The sequence below is a fragment of the Bradyrhizobium sp. AUGA SZCCT0105 genome (genome assembly GCF_018129565.1).
In the GTDB taxonomy this organism is placed as follows: domain Bacteria; phylum Pseudomonadota; class Alphaproteobacteria; order Rhizobiales; family Xanthobacteraceae; genus Bradyrhizobium.
In genome coordinates this window covers 117,551-134,481 of record NZ_JAFCMK010000006.1, presented here as the reverse complement: position 1 = coordinate 134,481, position 16,931 = coordinate 117,551, and the positions used below count along the sequence as shown (strand labels likewise).

Here is a 16,931-nt window from a genome sequence, read left to right as displayed (position 1 = left end):
CAGGCATTTCTTGAATTCGCATTCGAGCGATCGACGCGCGATCGTCATTGCGCTGAGTCGCAAGCCGTGACGAAAAGCGGCGCGTCGCGAACGCCGAGTCGTAATTTTTGGCAACGAAAAAATTTTCGTGGGTAAGACCGCTTTTGCCTCGTTTGAGGTCACCGGGACCGGATTCGCGAACGAATCGCAGCTTCGCCGATTCGGCGTCGAAGGCGTCAGCGCGACCGTCGAGGGAGGGTGTGAGGCAGGATCACGCCGCGTTCACGCGCGCGCGACGACGCCGATGGCGACGGCGCGAGAGCGTGATCCGACTGGATCATGCGCCAAGGACAACATCATTGTCCTGTTCGTTCAGATGCCGAGCTTGGACTTCAAGAGCTCGTTGACCGCCTTCGGGTTCGCCTTGCCGCCCGACGACTTCATCACCTGACCGACGAACCATTGAAGGGCTGCGGGCTTCGCCTTTGCCTGCTCGACCTTGTCAGGATTGGCCGCGATGATGTCGTCGACGACCTTCTCGATCGCGCCGAGGTCGGTAACCTGCTTCATGCCGCGCGCCTCGACGAGCCCGCGCGGATCGCCGCCCTCCCGCCAGACGATCTCAAACAAGTCCTTGGCGATCTTGCCGGAAATCGCTCCCTCGCCGATCAGATCGACGATCGCGGCGAGTTGCTCCGCCGACACCGGCGAGGCTGCGATCGCGACGCCTTCCTTGTTGAGACGGCCGAACAGCTCGTTGATCACCCAGTTGGCGGCAAGCTTGCCGTCGCGCGCCTTGTCGGCGAGACGAGCGAGCACCGTCTCGTAGAACTCCGCGCTCTCGCGCTCGGCAACCAGCACGCTCGCATCATAGGACGACAGGCCGAAGCCCGTAATAAAACGGGACTTCTTCTCGTCCGGCAGTTCCGGCAGCTGCGCCTTGAGTTCATCGACGAAGGCCTGGCTGAATTCGAGCGGCAGCAGGTCGGGATCGGGGAAGTAACGGTAGTCGTGCGCCTCTTCCTTGGAGCGCATCGAGCGCGTCTCGCCCTTGTTCGGGTCGAACAGCCGGGTTTCCTGGTCGATCGAGCCGCCGTCCTCGATGATCTCGATCTGGCGCCGCGCCTCGTACTCGATCGCCTGGCCGATGAAGTTGATCGAGTTCATGTTCTTGATTTCGCAGCGGGTACCGTACGCGGTCTCGCCGTAACGGCGCACCGAGACGTTGACGTCGGCGCGCAGGCTGCCCTTCTCCATGTCGCCGTCGCAGGTGCCGAGGTAGCGCAGGATCGAGCGCAGCTTGGTGACGTAGGCCTTGGCCTGCTCGGCATCGCGGATGTCGGGCTTGGAGACGATCTCCATCAGCGCGACGCCGCAGCGGTTGAGGTCGACATAGGACATCGTCGGCGACTGATCGTGCAGCAACTTGCCGGCGTCCTGCTCCAGATGCAGCCGCTCGATCCCGATGGTGACGCTGCGGCCGCCATCGAGCTCGAGCACCACCTCGCCCTCGCCGACGATCGGCGACTTGTACTGGCTGATCTGGTAGCCCTGCGGGGAGTCTGGATAGAAGTAGTTCTTGCGGTCGAACACCGAGCGCAGGTTGACCTTCGCACTCAGCCCGAGACCGGTGCGCACCGCCTGGCGGACGCACTCCTCATTGATCACAGGCAGCATGCCCGGCATCGCGGCATCGACCAGCGAGACATGGGAGTTGGGTTCGCCGCCGAACGCGGTCGACGCGCCCGAGAACAGCTTCGCGTTCGAGGTGACCTGGGCATGGACCTCCATGCCGATCACGACCTCCCAATCGCCGGTGGCGCTCTTGATTAGCTTGTGAGGGGCAGCGGATGCGGTCATGGATCTCGGTTTCCGGATAAAGTGATATCTGGGATGGATTGGGCTTCGCGCAACCGATCGCGCCAGTCAAGCCGCCTTGCAGTCCCCTTGCGGCCCGCACTGGCGCATCTGGTACAGATCAGAGCCCGCGCCGGAACTGCTGATAGGCCTTGCTTGAGCGTAGTGCGTCCGCGCCGCCCGTGATCAGCTGGTCGACCTGCTCCGGCGGCAGCGAAAGCCGCGTCGGAATGGCGTTCAGGATGCCGGCGCGCTCCGGTCCGAGCCGGTCGAAGCCGAGCCGCTCGACATAGATCGCGACGTCACCGCATTTCCAGCCGGCGCCGACGCCGAGCCTGGTGCGATCCGCCGCCGACAGGCCGCAGCGCCAGTGCTTCAGCTTGCCGGACCAGTCGCTGGCGAGCGCCGTGAAGGCGGCGTAGCTGGAGCGCACGCTGGCATCGATCGCGGTGTCGGCGGCCGCGGACACCAGCTCGACGCCGCTCGGCCCTTCGAGCGTCTGCACGAAATCGCCGGAGATGCCGCGGCCGGCATCGACCACCAGGAACAGGATGCGCCTGAGCTTGGCCGCCTGCCGTTCGCTCAGCGGCTCGTAGGGGCGTTGCGCGGCGAGCAGGCCGATGCTCAGCCCCGACAGGCCGTAATTGTCGACGAGGCCGCCATCGAGCAGCTTGACGTAGCGCATCGAGCCGTCGCGGTAGCGTGCCTGGGCCTCGGCATAGGAGCGCAACAGCGGCTGCGCGTTCGGATCGTTGCGCACCCGATCGAGCCAGGACGGCAGCGGCGCGGCGCAGCCGCCGGGATAGGTTTGCAGCACGATCGGGGCGAATGCCAACGGTACCGCGGCGGATGCCGCCACCGCTTCGGCGACACGATAGGAGCGAATGTCGCTGCACAGCGCATCGAACGACGTCTTGCCGAACACGAACGGCGTGCGATTGTAGATGTCTGACGCGTTGATCCACACCCGCGGCCGGCGGTCATCTGGCAATGCCTCGAACCGCGCGCCGTCGAACAGGTTTTGATCGAGCCAGTCGGTGAACTGGCTGTCGTTGACGCCGCCGCCCAGCGCGCGCCCGATATTGCCGAGTGAGATCCTGGTCTTCAGTCCCTCCTCGGCATTGCGCAGCAGGAAGCGTTCGCGGAAATCGTCGAGCGCCGCACGGCGCTTCAATCCGAAATAGGCGGCGGTGACCGATCCGCCGGAGACGCCGGAGACGAAGTCGACACGGTCGAGCAGTGTCTTGGTGCCGGCGGCGCTGGAGCGCACCCGGTCGAGCTCTTCCAGCACGCCGAACGAAAACGCCGCGGCGCGCGTGCCGCCGCCGGAGAACGACAGCGCAAGCAGCAGATCGTCTTCATAGCTTGGAATATCGCTGACACCGTTGGTGTCGGCAGCCGCGGCGCCGAGCGGCACGTTGCCCGGGAGATTGTAGACGGTTGCGCAGCCGCCAAGGCCCACCGCCACCGCAGCCACCAGCAATGCTGACAGCCATCCCCCTATGCCCGACCCACGCACGAATACTCTCTTTGCCGCTGGCCCCCGCCCGGTTCCACCAGCCTATCACGGCCAATCTGGGCGGCGGCATGGCAGCCGAAACAGGGTTAATGCTCGCGGTGCCAAGACACCGCACTTGGCACCGGTTGTTCAGACCAAAAGTGCGGAGACGATCCGCTCCCACTCGGCCTCTACGGTATCGTTCGCGACAGGCTGGCCGGCCCGGCGATACCAGTAGCCGGCATTGCCGAGATCGCCCTCGACGCGATGCAGATAGGCATGCACCCAGGCCGAATTGGCGTCGTTCTCGTCTTGCACGATGCGGTGCGCCTGATCCCAATCGCCCTTCCTGGCCCACCACAACGCGGCAAGCGGCGGCGACAGCGCGCTATCCGGCGCAGCGTCAGCGAGACTGGCGCGGAAATCCGCCATCGCTCACCACCATCTTGGCGCCGCGAACCGGCCGGCCGCCTGCTCGATCACCTCGCCGAGCGAGAACAGCGTCTCCTCGTCGAACGGACGGCCGATCAGTTGCAGGCCGAGCGGCAGGCCTTGCGTGTCCTTGCCCGCGGGCACGGCGATGCCCGGCAGGCCCGCCATGTTCACGGTCACCGTGAAGATGTCGTTGAGATACATCTCGACCGGATCGGCACCGCCCTTCTCGCCGATGCCGAATGCCGCCGACGGCGTCGCCGGCGTCAGGATCGCGTGCACGCCCTTGGCGAAGCAGTCCTCAAAGTCCTTCTTGATCAGCGTCCGCACCTTCTGCGCACGCAGATAATAGGCATCGTAGTAGCCGGCCGAGAGCACATAGGTGCCGATCAGCACGCGGCGACGCACCTCGTCGCCAAAGCCGTCGGCGCGGGAGTTCTCGTACATCTCGATGATGTTCTTGGCCGGCTCGCGCAGCCCATAGCGCACGCCGTCATAGCGCGCGAGGTTCGACGAGGCCTCCGCCGGCGCTACGATGTAATAGGCCGGCAGCGCGTATTTGGTGTGCGGCAGCGACACCTCGACGAGCTCCGCACCCGCGGCCTTCAGCCACTGCGCGCCCTCGCTCCAGAGTTTTTCGATCTCGGCAGGCATGCCGTCGAGCCGGTACTCCTTCGGGATTCCGATCTTCATGCCCTTCACGGACTTGCCGATCGCGGCCTCGTAATCCGGCACCGCGATGTCGACCGACGTGGTGTCCTTGGGATCGTGACCGGCCATCGAGCGCATCAGGATCGCGGCATCGCGCGTCGTGCGCGCGATCGGGCCGGCCTGGTCGAGCGAAGACGCGAACGCCACGATGCCCCAGCGCGAGCAGCGGCCGTAGGTCGGCTTGATGCCGACGGTCGCGGTGAACGCGGCGGGCTGGCGGATCGAGCCGCCGGTGTCGGTCGCGGTCGCGCCCATGCAGAGCAGTGCAGCGACGGCCGAGGCCGAGCCGCCGGACGAGCCGCCCGGCACCAGCGTGGTGTTGGAGCCTTCGCGCCGCCACGGGTTGGTCACCGGGCCGAAGCACGAGGTCTCGTTCGACGAGCCCATCGCGAACTCGTCATTGTTGAGCTTGCCGAGCAGCACCGCGCCGTCGCGCCACAGCTGCGAGGTCACCGTCGACTCGTAGGGCGGAATGAAATTGCCGAGGATCTTCGAGCACGCCGTGGTTCGGATATCGCGGGTCGCGAACAGGTCCTTGATGCCGAGCGGAATGCCGGCCAGCGGTCCGCCCTCGCCCTTTGCAATCTTCTCGTCGGCGGCCTTCGCCATGTCGCGGGCGCGGTCCGGCGTCTCGAGCACATAGGCATTGAGCACGCGCGCGGCCTCGATGGCGGCGAGATGCGCATCGGTCAGTTCGCGGGCGGTGAAGGATTTGCTCGCCAGGCCCTCGCGGGCCTCGGCGATCGTCAGCGATGTCAAATCGGTCATTTATTGATCGGGCTGCAGAAGAACGGAGACAGGGTCTTGTCGTTGGCGGGGTCGTCCTGCCGGGGGCTCATATTTCTCTGGGCATTTTCCTTGGCGCGGGCGGCATCGAGCGCCTCGAGATGGTCGAGCACGGCGTCCATCGCCGCATTGGGATCGGCGACCTTCCCCTTGCGCTCCATCGCATCGAGGAAGTCCATATAGGCCTTGTAGGCCTTCTCATCGTCGCAGAGCAGACACATTGGGACCGTCCCAGAACAGAGAACTACTCGACCACCTTCGGCACCAGGAAGAAGTGGTTGGTCGTATCGGGCGCATTGCGGACGATGTCGTCGGCGATTTCGCCGTCATTGACCACGTCGGCGCGCTTCTTCATCTCCATCGGCGTCACCGAGGTCATCGGCTCGACGCCGTCGACATTCACTTCCGACAGCTGCTCGACAAAGGCCAGCATCGCGTTCAGCTCGCCCTGGAGATGGGGAACTTCGGCGTCGCTGACCGCAATCCGCGCCAGGTGCGCGATGCGGCGGACGGTCGTGGCGTCGACGGACATTATATAGGGCCTCGGGTCTCAAAAGGTCAGCCCGCCGTATAGCAGAGGCCGGTTTTGCGCCGCAACCGCGCGAATCCCGCAGCCCCGGGGCTTCGGCACCCTGCCGGGCACCCGGGCGAGCCATTCCGGCGCGCATTCGGGCCGCAAAAGCCTGCGACGAAACCACTTTGCGGCTGCCACGAAGTGGTGCCGAAACATTCGGGGCGCCTACTCCCTCCAAATCAAAAAGTTCGGAGTGCGTCATGCAAACACTGGAAAACCGCCCCCGGCCGGAGGGCTGGGATCCCGCCCTGTGGTCGATCGGCACGGTGCTGGGGATTGCGATCCTCTACGTGGCCTGCCTGGTCTGAGCGAGGCGAGCGATGGCCAAATCCCAGGCAAAAGCTCTGCAGGAAAAGGCCGAGATGTTCGAGCGCCGCGCCGAACGCGCCGCGGATCCGATCTCCCGGCAGCATTACAGGGAAATGGCCGCGCATTATCGCAGGCTCGCGACCGAGCATCTGGAGATCAACCAGAGCGAGCCCGCACGCCAGGCCTGAGAGTGCGATCCGGCCCGCCGCGGTCGGCTAGGCCTGCTTCGGCAGCAACGGCCGAAAGAACGACCGCTCATAGCGGACAAAGCAGCGCGTCTCCCTCGCGAAGGCGATCGCCTTCTGAACGTCCGGATCGAGCGCTGAATCCTTGCGGTACTGTTCGTAGGCCGCAAGGCTCGGAAAGCTGAAAATCGCCAACGCGACGTCGCTGGCGCCCTCGGACGGCAAGAAATAGCCGTGATGAATACCGCCAAACCGCGGCACCAGTTCCAGCCACATCGCACCATAGGCCTCGAATTCGGCGAGCTTGTCCGCACGAACTTCGTATCGCAGATAACAGGTGATCATGCCGTGGTGCTCCTGCGCCAATAGAACTGCCGCCTCTCGATACCCGGATATCGGAGGTGGCAGTCCGGGGGCATACACCGAAATTGCGCGGACGGAGGTGAAATCAGCCCGCCATCTTGCCCATCCGTGCCAGCGCGGCACCTGCCAGCGCGCGGGTCAGCTCGGCGGCCGGCATTTCCTTGCCCATCCGCACCGCCTGCCCGGCCCAGAGGTTGGTGAAATCGACCTTGCCCTGTTTTTCGGCAGCCGCCTTCAGCGGCCCGAGGGCGGTCGCCGCGTGCGGGAACGCCGGCGCGTCTGGTGAGATCGGGCCGACCTCGCGCATCACGCGGTTGGCGACACCCCGCGCCGGGCGGCCGGTCATCACATTGGTGATGACGGTCGATTCATCGCTCGCCTGCGCCAGCGCCACACGGCCCGCCGCGCTGACCTTGGATTCTGGACAGCGCAGGAACGCGGTGCCGATCTGCACAGCGGATGCGCCGAGCGCGAAGGCCGCCGCGATCCCCCGTCCGTCCGCGATGCCGCCGGCCGCCACGACCGGCACCTTCACCGCGTCGACCACCTGCGGCAGCAGCGAGAACGTGCCGGGCTGCTCGGCGATATCATCGGTCAGGAACATGGCGCGATGGCCGCCGGCGTCGGCGCCTTGCGCGATGACGACGTCGGCACCGTTCTCCTCGAGCCAGATCGCCTCCTTCACTGTCGTCGCCGACGACATCACGATGGCGCCCGCTGCCTTCACCCGCTGCAACAGTTTTGGCTCCGGCAGGCCGAAATGGAAGCTGACGACCTCGGGCTTCAGCTCCTCGACCACTGCGCAGAATGCCGCATCGAACGGCGCGCGGTTCGCCGCGTTGATCGGCGCATCCGGATCGAGGCCGTGTTCGCGATAGTAAGGCCCCAGTCGCTGCCGCCATTGCGCCTCGCGCGCCGGATCGGCGTCGACCGCCTTGTGGCAGAAGAAGTTGAGGTTGAGCGGCGCAGACACGCGCTGGCGGATGATGTTGACCTGCTCACGCGCCTTTTCCGCCGAGAGCATCGCACAGGGCAGCGAGCCGAGCCCGCCGCCCTGCGCAACCGCAATCACGAGCTCCGCATCCATCACGCCGGCCATCGGCGCCAGCACGATCGGGAATTCGGTCTTGAAACGATCGATCAATCGACGGTCCGGCCACATGGTCTGTCTCGCGCTTGTTCAGGACAAAGAGGAAAGAGAGTTGCGCCGGCCCTGCAACGTCTGCTCGGCCTCGGCGACGATGCGGCCGACGATCTCGGCCGCGGGAACGATATCATGGATCAGCCCGACGGACTCGCCGGCAAACACCGCGGCAACATCGAAATTGGCCGCTTCCCTCGCAGCGGCGTATTCCTCCGCGATCTCGTCCGCGCGCTGCATCAGCTCGATCTCGCGGCCGCTCCAGCGCCGCAGATGGTCGTTGGAGAGCGAGCGCGCGGTGAACGGCGCCGGCCACATCAGCTTGCGCGACCAGTCCATCACCACGCCGCGCACCGTCTCGCCGCTCTTTGCCGCGCAGATCAGCTGCTTCGCCCGCTCGGGCGCATCGGCCTCGACGCTGGCATGGAAGCGCGTTCCCATCAGCACGCCGGATGCGCCGAGCATCATCATCGCCGCGAGGCCGCGGCCATCCGCGATGCCGCCGGCTGCGACGACAGGGACGCGCCCTGCCGCGAAATCGATGATCGCAGGCACGATGTCGAGCGTGGTGCGCGAAGCGCCGTGACCGCCCGCCTCCGTGCCCTGCGCGATCAGGATGTCGGCGCCGCAATCGAGCGCTTGTTGCGCCATCTCCTCGCTCTGCACCTGGCAGATCAGCAGCGCGCCCGCGGCCTTGATCTTGGGCGCGAACGGCGCGGGATCGCCGAATGACAGCATCACCGCGCGCGGTCGCGCCTCCAGCGCGATATTGATCAGCTCCGGCTGCTTCGCGAGGCTCCAGGTGATGAAGCCGATCCCGAATGGACGGCGATATCGCCTGAGCACCGCCGTCTCCGCCTCGAGCCAGGCTTTATCTCCATAGCCGCCGCCGAGAATGCCGAAGCCGCCCGCATCGCTCACCGCCATGACGAGCCGGCTTCCCGTGATCATCGCCATCGGCGCCGCCAGGATCGGATGCGCGATGCCCAGACGTGCCGTCAATTCGGTGCCGGTCGGCATGCGTTGCTCCCTGTTCTGGATTTGCTGTTCTGGACTCGCAGCCTAAGCGGGCCTAACATTCTCGGAAAATGAATACTAGAGAACGCTACCATCTCTAAAATGAAACGGTGGTCCCAGATGGAATTGACCGACCTGCTCACCTTTTCCACGGTCGCCCGGCTCGGCGGCATCACCCGGGCCGCCGACGAGCTGAACACCGTGCAGTCCAACGTCACCCAGCGCATCAAGGCGCTGGAGGCCGAGATCGGCACGCCACTATTCGAGCGTCACAGCCGCGGCATGTCGCTGACCGGCGCCGGCCGCCGCCTGCTGCCGTATGCGCAGCGCATGGCGGCGCTGTCGCGCGAAGCTGTGCTCGCCGCGCGCGACGATGGCGAGCCGAAGGGGCCGCTGTCGATCGGCTCGATGGAGACGACAGCCGCGGTGCGGCTGCCGACGCTGCTTGCCGAGTTTCATCGCCGCTATCCGGCGGTGCGCCTGACCTTGCGCACCGCGCCGACCGCCGACCTCGTCGCCGCCGTGCTCGACGGCTCGCTCGATGGCGCCTTTGTCGCCGGTCCGATCGAGCACGCCGAACTGTCGGCGACATCAGCCTTCACCGAGGAACTGGTGCTCGTCACCGCGCAGCGCTGGAAGTCGCTCGCCGCGTTGCGCGCCGGCACGCCGGAGTCGGGCCCCACTGCGCTCGTGTTCCGCACCGGCTGCACCTATAGGCAGCGCCTCGAACAGGTGTTCACCGAGTTCGGCTGGCCGTCGGCCGCCCGCTTCGAACTCGGCACGCTCGACGGCATGGTCGGCTGTGTCGCCGCCGACATGGGCGTCACCTTGCTGCCGCGCGCGGTCGTCGAGCGCGACCACGTCCAGCGCGACATCAAGATCCACAAGCTCAGTTCGCAGCATGCGCATGTCGAGACGCTGTTCATCCAGCGCCGCGCCACGCACCAATCCAGCGCGTTGCAGGGACTTGCCGCATGCCTTGGCGGCGACGATCGGGTCATCGCCGCCTGACCGGCGTTTTCGCATGGACGGCCGCCCGCCGCCGGGGCTTTGCCTCGGCGCGCGGGTGCGTGCTAAGCGCAGGCCATGCCCGCCCCCATCCTCCCCCTGATCGAAGCTGCGCCGCACTGGCCCGAGCGCGGCGCGCTTGTTGGCCTCGACCTCGGTACCAAGACCATCGGCGTCGCCGTCTCCGATCCGGACCGGCGGCTCGCGACCGGCGTCGAGACCATCCAGCGCAAGCAGTTCAAGGCCGACGCCGCGCGGCTGTTCGCGATCGCGGCCGAGCGCAATGCCGTTGGCTTCGTGCTGGGCCTGCCGATCAACATGGACGGCAGCGAGGGCCCGCGCGCGCAATCGACCCGGGCCTTCGCCCGTAATCTCTCAAACCTCACCGCGCTTGCGATCGGGCTGTGGGACGAGCGGCTCTCGACCGCCGCGGTCGAGCGCGAGCTGATCGGGATGGACGTCAGCCGCGCCCGCCGTGCCGAGGTGATCGACGAGCACGCGGCGATCTTCATCCTGCAGGGCGCACTGGACCGGCTGGCGAAGCTGCGCGGAGACCGCTGACGATGGCCGTGGTGATCGCGGCGCTGCTGCCGGTATTTTTGCTGATCGTGCTCGGCTTCATCCTGAGACGCACGCTGATGCGGCTCGACACCCAATGGCATGGGCTGGAACAGCTCACTTACTACGTGCTGTTCCCGGTCCTGCTGGTGCAGACGCTGGTCAAGGCCGATCTGACCAAGGTGCCAGTCGCGGGCGTCGGCGGCGCGCTGCTGCTCGCCGCGCTCGTGATGTGCCTGCTGTGTCTTGCGCTGCGGGCCCCGCTCGCCCGCGCCGGGGTCGACGGCCCCGCCTTCTCCTCCATCTTCCAGGGCGCCACTCGCTGGCAGACCTATGTCGCGCTGTCGGTGTCGGGCAATCTCTATGGCAAGGTCGGACTTGCGCTGGCCTCGGTCGCGATGGTCGCGATCATTCCGCTGGTCAACGTCTTCAGCGTCGCCGTGCTGGCGAAATATGCCTCATCCGGCAAGCGGTCCGCGGGCGCCATCGGGATGACCGTCGTGAAGAACCCGCTGATCTGGGCCTGCGTCGTCGGGCTCGCCATCAACGTCACGCATGTCCCGCTGCCGAAAATCTGGCACGACGTCGCCGACGCGCTCGGCGGCTCGTCGCTGGCGATCGGGCTGCTCGTGACCGGCGCCGGGCTGCATCTGGAAGGCATCTTCCGCCCCAGCCTCGCCGCCAGTATCGCGCTGGTCCTGAAACTGGTCGCAATGCCCGTCCTGACCGTCGCGCTCGCGGTGTGGTTCGGCGTCACCGGCGCCAATCTCGCCATCGTCGCGGCCTGCGCCGCCGTGCCGACCTCGCCGTCGGCCTATGTGCTGGCGCGCCAGATGGGCGGCGACGCGCCGCTGCTCGCCCAGATCATCACGCTGCAGACGATTTTGGCCGCGGTCACGATGCCGATCGTGATCGCCGCGGTTGGGCCGTAGCATGCGGCATGCGCTTGCGCAGGCCGGCTCGTTGCGCTGATCGTCGCTATTTTCCGGACGAACCGGTGAACGCCGTATCGAGCACGTCACCGATCGGCTGCCAGCTGCGGCCGTCAAACTGGAGCAACCGCAATTGCTCGACCGGACGGAACTGACCGGTATTGATCTTGATGCCGGGGAGCAAGGCGGATGCCTGATAATCCCTGAGTGCTGCAGCCTGCTTCATGACGTTTTCGCGCGACAGGTCGTTGCCGCATTGCCTGAGCACCTGGACCAGCGTTTCGGCGGCCGCATAGCCGTAGACTGCAGCAGCGTCATCCTTGCCGCCGGCTTTCGTATACTTGTCGAGGAAGCTGCGCCAGGCGCCCTGCTCTTCCCTCCAGGCCGGATCACTTGCATCCTTCAGGAAGGCGGCAGTGACGACCCCGGTCGCATTCTCCGTGCCGGCCGGCTTGAGCACCGTCTCGATCGATGACGCCATCTGGTTCACGATGAACACCGGTCGCCAGCCGTGCTCGGCCGCGGCCCGGATCACCTTCGAGGCATTTTCCGGCACCCCGGCAAACACAAAGACCTCGGCCCCCGATTGCTTCAGGATCGATATGTGGCCGTCCAGATGCTGATCGTCGACGTCATAGGCGATGTCGACCCTGATGTTGTGGGCGACGTCTCCCAGACCTTGCACCAATCCCTTGAACAATTCCCGGCCGAACTGGTCGTTCTCCCAGAGCGCCACGATCTTCTTTCCGGGATAGAAGGCCTGGATGTAATTGGCGTAGATGCGCCCCTCCTCGCGGTATGAGGGCTGCCAGCCCATGGTCCACGGATAGACCGACGGCTCGCTGAGGTCCTGATCGCCGGAGGCAACAAAAAGCTGGGGGACCTGCCGTTCGTTGAGATACTTCCGCGCGGCGAGATTCCCCGGCGCGCCAAACGAACCGAACATCAAAAGCACATTGTCGGTCTCGACCAGAATGCGCGTGAGGTCCATGGCGTTGGAAGCATCCGACAGATCGTCGTAGGACATGAAGCGGATCTTGCGGCCGCCGATTCCGCCGCGTTCGTTGATCATCTCGAAATAGGCGGCTTCCGCCTTGCCGATCTGGCCGAAGATCTCCAGCGCGCCGCTGTACGGCATCAGATTGCCGATGCGGATTTCGGTATCGGTCACGCCCTGGTCTCGGACCTGCTGCGTGATGGCGCCGAGAGACGCCAGCGCGACGACGCTGGCCAAGAGCGTTCGGATCAACCTAGCCATGACAAGAGCTCGCACGACGGCAGCCGCCGCTGCCTAGTTTCGGTCCGGCCCGCGCTCATTCATTGATCTAGATCATAGCACTCGAGAGGGACGCTGGCATCCCCTCCGTCAGCTTCCCGAGCGGACGCCTACGCGCCGCTACGGGTTCCGGACCATCATGCTGCAAACGATCACGGCGGCCATTGCGATGCCGATCGCGATTGACGCGGTTGGGCTTTGAGGCACTGCTTCACCAGATCATCGCGCGTCACCGCCACGCCACTCGACAATTGTGCTGCGCTCGTGAGGTGATGTTGCAAAGCGGGCCTTCAGATACCTCGCCTGCGTGCGCTCAACCCGCAAGCGATCCCCAATTGCGGCCCTGAGAACCTCATGCCTCTCGCGATCTTCCGGCAATGCAGGGTGAGATTCGACAGAGACCTCGCCCCGCGCAAATGCTGAGTTCCAGCGCAGCCAAATGTCCCAGTCTTCGAGGACGAGGGCGAAAAGGCCTTCGTCGACCGGCGAAACAAAAAAGTGTCGCCGTATTCTTCTGAACTGTGGTCGAACTCAGCCTCGTGGATGTGCGGCACGCCATCGACGTCTGCGAGCCCCAGGCGGGGCCCGTCATAATATTCGTTGATCGTGTGGACGCGGTCCCAAGCCATTGAACGCCTCGCCTGTATCAGCCCGCCAGCCACCAGGTCTGCAGCGTCGCCGCAAAATTGTTCAGCCCGTGCAGCAGGATGGTCAGCCAGGTCGAGCCGGTGCGGAAGCGCAGGTAACCGAACAGGAACCCGATCGAAAGCACCTCACAGAGGAAGAACCAGTCGTACTGCAGGTGCATGAAGGTCCAGACGATCGACGACAGCAGGATCGCGCCATAGGGGCCGAGCCGGGATTCCGACCAGCCGCGATAGAGCCAGCCACGCGCGAACAGCTCCTCCCAGAGCGGCGCGGCCACGGCGAAGGCGATCACCAGAAGCCACAGCGCGCTGTGCTCCTGCGCCGATTTCAGCACATCGCCCATGAAGCCCGGCGTCACCTCGCGGCCGGCGGCGCGGGACACCATGTCCCAGGCGCCGACCAGCACGACGAGCGCGACGACGCCGATGATCACGTTCTTCCACGACGTTCCGCGCAGCCCGAGGTAATCGGCGAACGGGATCCCGGTCCGGCGGATCGCGAACCACAGCACCAGCAGCACCATCGGCAGGCCGGCGAGCACCGAGAGCGAAATCGTCAGACCGTCGGCGACCACATGGGTGATGCCGGCCGCCGACAGTTCTCCGCCCTGCTCGATGATGCGGTAGATGACGACGGCAACCTGGCCGACGAACATTGCGACGAAGATCAAAAGGCCCCACAGCGCGGTGCCCCAGAACTTCCAGACCCGCGGTGGTGGCGGCGGTTCGATAGTGGCAGTCGCGTCGTGCGGCGTGAGAGAATCCATCAGCGAACCTCGGCTCTATCAATTCGTCATGGCCGGGCTTGTCCCGGCCATCCACGTCTTTTCTTGCTCCGCCGAAGCAAAGACGTGGATGCCCGGCACAAGGCCGGGCATGACGGTGGTGAATATGGTCATGGCAGCGCCCGCGCCAGCAGCGCGCGCTGATCGGTATCGGAGAGGTCCACCGCGCCGTACATGCCGGCGTGGCGTTCGGCAAGCCGTGTCGCCGCGAACAGTTCGGCATTTTTCGGCGAGACCTGGTTGAGCGCCGCAGTGGCAGCCAAGAGCGCCAGCTTCTCGACTGCAAGCCGTGCGATACGCTCGCTGTCCGGGCGGCGGAACGATTGTCCGATCGACGCAAGTGCCTCAACGGCGCCCGGCAGACCCCTGGTCTCGTCGGCGAGCGTACGCAGCACAGCGAGCGCGGCATCGGCCTCGCGGCCGAGCGCGCGGAGCACGTCGAGGCACATCACGTTGCCGGAGCCCTCCCAGATCGCATTGACCGGCGACTCCCGGTAATGCCGCGCCAGAATGCCCTCCTCGACATAGCCATTGCCCCCGAGGCACTCCATCGCCTCATAGAGGAAGCCAGGTGCGCTCTTGCAGGTCCAGTATTTGATCGCCGGCGTCAGCAGCCGCATATAGGCAGCCTCGCCCGGGTCAGTGGGCGCTCGATCGAAGGCGCGGCACAGCCGCATCACCAGCGCGATCGACGCCTCGACATGCAGCGCCATGTCCGACAGCACCGCCTGCATCAGCGGCTGGTCGGCGAGACGCTTCTGGAACACGCTGCGATGCCGCGCGTGATTGAGCGCATGCGCCAGCCCCGAGCGCATCAGGCCTGCAGATGCGATCGCGCAATCCTGCCGCGTCAGCTGCACCATCTGGATGATGGTGCGGATGCCCTTGCCCTCCTCACCGATCAGTTCGGCATGGGCGCCGTGGAATTCGACCTCCGAGGAGGCATTGGAGCGGTTGCCGAGCTTGTCCTTCAGCCGCTGGAAGTGGATCGCATTGACTGTGCCGTCGGGCGCAAAGCGCGGCATGAAGAAGCAGCTCAGGCCCTGCTCGGCCTGTGCCAGCACCAGGAAGGCGTCGCACATCGGCGCCGACATGAACCATTTGTGCCCGGTGATGCGCCAGGCATCGCCGTCGCGCTCGGCGCGCGTCATGTTGGCGCGCACATCGGTGCCGCCCTGCTTCTCCGTCATGCCCATGCCGAGCGTCATGCCGCGCTTGGTCCACCATGGCGCAAAGCTCGGGTCGTAGGCGCGCGTGGCGATGACCGGCATCGTCTTCGCCAGAATATCCGACTGCGAGGCCAGCGCCGCGACCGAGGCGCGCGTCATCGTGATCGGGCAGAGATGACCGGTCTCGACCTGGGAAGCGATATAGAACCTTGCCGCGCGCACCACCTCGGCCGCCCCGCCGGCCGGCTTGCCGTCGGCGGTCCAGGTCGAGTTGTGCACGCCGGCATGGGCCGAGTGCGCCATCAGCTCGTGATAGGCCGGATGAAACTCGACCTCGTCGCGGCGATTGCCCCTGGCATCGAAGGTTCGCAGTTTCGGTGTGTTCTCGTTGGCGACGCGGCCGCGCTCCGCCATGACGGCCGATCCCCAATGCTTGCCGAAATCCACCAGCTCAGCGCTGGCCGCCGCCCCGCCATTGGCGGCGACCGCCGCGGCTAGCGGCGCGTCCGCCGTGAAGAGATCGACATCCCAAAATGGCGGCGACTGGTTGAAGACATCGTGGGTGGCGAACGGAGCCTGCGTCATGGTCTCCTCGGCGATTGGTCGCACTGCGCGCGATGCCCGGACAACGGTCTTCGTTGGTGGCAGCAGCGCCGTAATTGGAATCGGGGGATCATAAGCCTGCGAGCCGGCGCGGGGCAGCGAAAAGTACGCGTCCGCTAGATGCTTCCGTGCCTCGGAGCGTGGCGGCCGAGCCAGCGGTCGACCCAGTCGTTGGCGCGGGTCCGGTTCGCCTCCCTCCTGGACGCCTGGACCGGAAAGATGTCGCCGCGGTTCAGTTGCCGGTTATCGGGGTACTCGGCCAATTGCAGGTTCGATTCATGCGCGGCGCCGTCGACCGGAGAGATGTAGGCAAACCGGATCTCGATCTTGTGCTTGATGTCGGAGCCCTGCCATTTTGGATGATGACGCGCCAGAAGCTCGACAAGCTCGCAAGGCAACAGATCCGAGGTCGAGCTCCGATTGTCCTCGGTCTTCTCCATATAGCATTGCTCCTTGACGCTGCTGACGCGCGCGTCGATCGGCCGGAAGTTCACCCGCTTGTCGAACTCGATGTAGGCATAGAGGCCCGCGACGCCGATAGCGATCATCCCGTAGAGCCCCAGACGCATGGTCGAACTCCCATCCTGTCGGACCGCTGTGACGGTCAGATCGAACGTGTCGTCTCCGCCTTGGTCTTGGAGGCCAACACCGGCAACACGTCACCGGCGCGCAGCGGCTTGCCGTTAGGGAAATAGGACATCTGCAGGCTGGACTGGTGCGTGGCTCCATCGACCGGCGAGACATAGACGACGCGCACCTCGATCTTGTGCATCACGTGATAGCCCTGCCACTTTGGATGCTCCTTCCGCAGCAGCTCGGCGGTTTCGCAGCGAGTCAGGTCGGACGTGAACGTCGTCTTGGTGATGACGCCGCGCTCGACCTTTTCCAGATAGCACTGGTCATTGACGCTGCTGATGCGCGCATCGACGCGCTGGTAGTTCGCGCCCTTGTCGTACTGGTCGTAGATCGCGATGCCGGCAGCGCCGACGACAATGATGGCAATGGCTCCGAAACGCATGCTTCGTGCTCCTGTAATGCCCGCACTTCAAACGGCCACAATTAAGGAGTGTTGAACGCGCGCCCAGCTACTTTTGCGATGGC

The 16,931-nt window shown here is 65.5% G+C and carries 18 protein-coding genes; 4 read left to right on the top strand and 14 right to left on the bottom strand.

Features of this window, described 5'->3' with window-relative positions:
• Positions 1–351 precede the first annotated feature (351 nt).
• The 6 genes from gatB to gatC all read right to left on the bottom strand — a co-directional run bounded on the left by gatB (position 352) and on the right by gatC (position 5,795).
• Positions 352–1,839 (bottom strand): Asp-tRNA(Asn)/Glu-tRNA(Gln) amidotransferase subunit GatB, encoded by a 1,488-nt coding sequence (gatB, locus tag JQ573_RS26660; RefSeq protein ID WP_212318702.1) that lies wholly within the window; start codon positions 1,837–1,839, stop codon positions 352–354.
• Between the two features lie 118 nt (positions 1,840–1,957).
• Entirely contained in the window at positions 1,958–3,319 is a 1,362-nt protein-coding gene (locus JQ573_RS26655; RefSeq protein WP_212318785.1) for a patatin-like phospholipase family protein, read from the bottom strand.
• A gap of 165 nt (positions 3,320–3,484) precedes the next feature.
• Positions 3,485–3,766, bottom strand: a complete 282-nt coding sequence (locus JQ573_RS26650) for a hypothetical protein (RefSeq protein ID WP_212318700.1) — start codon at positions 3,764–3,766, stop codon at positions 3,485–3,487.
• A 3-nt stretch (positions 3,767–3,769) separates the two neighbouring features.
• Positions 3,770–5,245 carry an Asp-tRNA(Asn)/Glu-tRNA(Gln) amidotransferase subunit GatA gene (gene gatA / locus JQ573_RS26645; protein WP_212318698.1) on the bottom strand — a complete coding sequence of 492 codons (1,476 nt, stop codon included), beginning with the start codon at positions 5,243–5,245 and terminating at the stop codon, positions 3,770–3,772.
• Complete coding sequence (locus JQ573_RS26640) at positions 5,242–5,484, bottom strand: hypothetical protein (protein WP_173642511.1); 243 nt, start codon at positions 5,482–5,484, stop codon at positions 5,242–5,244. The genes gatA and JQ573_RS26640 overlap by 4 nt, the downstream gene beginning before the upstream one ends.
• A 23-nt stretch (positions 5,485–5,507) precedes the next feature.
• Positions 5,508–5,795, bottom strand: a complete 288-nt coding sequence (gatC, locus tag JQ573_RS26635) for an Asp-tRNA(Asn)/Glu-tRNA(Gln) amidotransferase subunit GatC (protein ID WP_207829947.1) — start codon at positions 5,793–5,795, stop codon at positions 5,508–5,510.
• 362 nt (positions 5,796–6,157) lie between these two features.
• On the opposite strand from gatC, the gene JQ573_RS26630 reads away from it, so the two are divergent.
• Positions 6,158–6,334, top strand: coding sequence for a hypothetical protein (locus JQ573_RS26630; protein WP_212318696.1), 177 nt, complete (start codon positions 6,158–6,160; stop codon positions 6,332–6,334).
• A 27-nt stretch (positions 6,335–6,361) separates the two neighbouring features.
• On the opposite strand, the gene JQ573_RS26625 is transcribed toward JQ573_RS26630, so the two are convergent.
• From JQ573_RS26625 to JQ573_RS26615, 3 genes are all read right to left on the bottom strand, one after another.
• Positions 6,362–6,676: an NIPSNAP family protein gene (locus tag JQ573_RS26625; protein ID WP_212318694.1), complete on the bottom strand. Its 315-nt coding sequence runs from the start codon at positions 6,674–6,676 to the stop codon at positions 6,362–6,364.
• Positions 6,677–6,779: 103 nt separating this feature from the next.
• Complete coding sequence (locus JQ573_RS26620) at positions 6,780–7,856, bottom strand: nitronate monooxygenase family protein (RefSeq protein WP_212318691.1); 1,077 nt, start codon at positions 7,854–7,856, stop codon at positions 6,780–6,782.
• Positions 7,857–7,874: 18 nt separating this feature from the next.
• Entirely contained in the window at positions 7,875–8,876 is a 1,002-nt protein-coding gene (locus JQ573_RS26615) for a nitronate monooxygenase (RefSeq protein ID WP_312011668.1), read from the bottom strand.
• A 96-nt stretch (positions 8,877–8,972) separates the two neighbouring features.
• Between JQ573_RS26615 and JQ573_RS26610 the strand changes: the two genes are divergently transcribed.
• From JQ573_RS26610 to JQ573_RS26600, 3 genes are all read left to right on the top strand, one after another.
• On the top strand, positions 8,973–9,863 hold the full coding sequence (locus JQ573_RS26610) for a LysR family transcriptional regulator (protein WP_212318687.1): 891 nt from the start codon (positions 8,973–8,975) through the stop codon (positions 9,861–9,863).
• A gap of 75 nt (positions 9,864–9,938) precedes the next feature.
• The gene (ruvX, locus tag JQ573_RS26605) at positions 9,939–10,421 is read left to right on the top strand and encodes a Holliday junction resolvase RuvX (RefSeq protein ID WP_212318685.1); all 483 of its coding nucleotides are present in this window, start codon (positions 9,939–9,941) and stop codon (positions 10,419–10,421) included.
• A 2-nt stretch (positions 10,422–10,423) separates the two neighbouring features.
• Positions 10,424–11,350: an AEC family transporter gene (locus tag JQ573_RS26600; protein WP_212318683.1), complete on the top strand. Its 927-nt coding sequence runs from the start codon at positions 10,424–10,426 to the stop codon at positions 11,348–11,350.
• 46 nt (positions 11,351–11,396) lie between these two features.
• On the opposite strand, the gene JQ573_RS26595 is transcribed toward JQ573_RS26600, so the two are convergent.
• The 5 genes from JQ573_RS26595 to JQ573_RS26575 all read right to left on the bottom strand — a co-directional run bounded on the left by JQ573_RS26595 (position 11,397) and on the right by JQ573_RS26575 (position 16,848).
• Entirely contained in the window at positions 11,397–12,608 is a 1,212-nt protein-coding gene (locus JQ573_RS26595; RefSeq protein WP_212318681.1) for an ABC transporter substrate-binding protein, read from the bottom strand.
• Positions 12,609–13,272: 664 nt separating this feature from the next.
• Entirely contained in the window at positions 13,273–14,040 is a 768-nt protein-coding gene (locus tag JQ573_RS26590) for a CPBP family intramembrane glutamic endopeptidase (RefSeq protein WP_212318679.1), read from the bottom strand.
• Positions 14,041–14,168: 128 nt separating this feature from the next.
• The gene (locus JQ573_RS26585) at positions 14,169–15,812 is read right to left on the bottom strand and encodes an acyl-CoA dehydrogenase family protein (protein WP_212318677.1); all 1,644 of its coding nucleotides are present in this window, start codon (positions 15,810–15,812) and stop codon (positions 14,169–14,171) included.
• A gap of 134 nt (positions 15,813–15,946) precedes the next feature.
• Positions 15,947–16,399, bottom strand: coding sequence for a hypothetical protein (locus JQ573_RS26580; protein WP_212318675.1), 453 nt, complete (start codon positions 16,397–16,399; stop codon positions 15,947–15,949).
• Between the two features lie 35 nt (positions 16,400–16,434).
• A complete protein-coding gene (locus JQ573_RS26575; RefSeq protein WP_212318672.1) occupies positions 16,435–16,848 on the bottom strand; it encodes a hypothetical protein in 414 nt (137 codons plus the stop codon).
• Positions 16,849–16,931 lie beyond the last annotated feature (83 nt).

Bases quoted from the DNA above. Each gene is read 5' to 3' on its own strand.
- gatB (WP_212318702.1), bottom strand. From the start codon at position 1,839: ATGACCGCATCCGCTGCCCCTCACAAGCTAATCAAGAGCGCCACCGGC.
- JQ573_RS26650 (WP_212318700.1), bottom strand. From the start codon at position 3,766: ATGGCGGATTTCCGCGCCAGTCTCGCTGACGCTGCGCCGGATAGCGCG.
- gatA (WP_212318698.1), bottom strand. From the start codon at position 5,245: ATGACCGATTTGACATCGCTGACGATCGCCGAGGCCCGCGAGGGCCTG.
- JQ573_RS26640 (WP_173642511.1), bottom strand. From the start codon at position 5,484: ATGTGTCTGCTCTGCGACGATGAGAAGGCCTACAAGGCCTATATGGAC.
- gatC (WP_207829947.1), bottom strand. From the start codon at position 5,795: ATGTCCGTCGACGCCACGACCGTCCGCCGCATCGCGCACCTGGCGCGG.
- JQ573_RS26630 (WP_212318696.1), top strand. From the start codon at position 6,158: ATGGCCAAATCCCAGGCAAAAGCTCTGCAGGAAAAGGCCGAGATGTTC.
- JQ573_RS26625 (WP_212318694.1), bottom strand. From the start codon at position 6,676: ATGATCACCTGTTATCTGCGATACGAAGTTCGTGCGGACAAGCTCGCC.
- JQ573_RS26620 (WP_212318691.1), bottom strand. From the start codon at position 7,856: ATGTGGCCGGACCGTCGATTGATCGATCGTTTCAAGACCGAATTCCCG.
- JQ573_RS26610 (WP_212318687.1), top strand. From the start codon at position 8,973: ATGGAATTGACCGACCTGCTCACCTTTTCCACGGTCGCCCGGCTCGGC.
- ruvX (WP_212318685.1), top strand. From the start codon at position 9,939: ATGCCCGCCCCCATCCTCCCCCTGATCGAAGCTGCGCCGCACTGGCCC.
- JQ573_RS26600 (WP_212318683.1), top strand. From the start codon at position 10,424: ATGGCCGTGGTGATCGCGGCGCTGCTGCCGGTATTTTTGCTGATCGTG.
- JQ573_RS26595 (WP_212318681.1), bottom strand. From the start codon at position 12,608: ATGGCTAGGTTGATCCGAACGCTCTTGGCCAGCGTCGTCGCGCTGGCG.
- JQ573_RS26590 (WP_212318679.1), bottom strand. From the start codon at position 14,040: ATGGATTCTCTCACGCCGCACGACGCGACTGCCACTATCGAACCGCCG.
- JQ573_RS26585 (WP_212318677.1), bottom strand. From the start codon at position 15,812: ATGACGCAGGCTCCGTTCGCCACCCACGATGTCTTCAACCAGTCGCCG.
- JQ573_RS26580 (WP_212318675.1), bottom strand. From the start codon at position 16,399: ATGCGTCTGGGGCTCTACGGGATGATCGCTATCGGCGTCGCGGGCCTC.
- JQ573_RS26575 (WP_212318672.1), bottom strand. From the start codon at position 16,848: ATGCGTTTCGGAGCCATTGCCATCATTGTCGTCGGCGCTGCCGGCATC.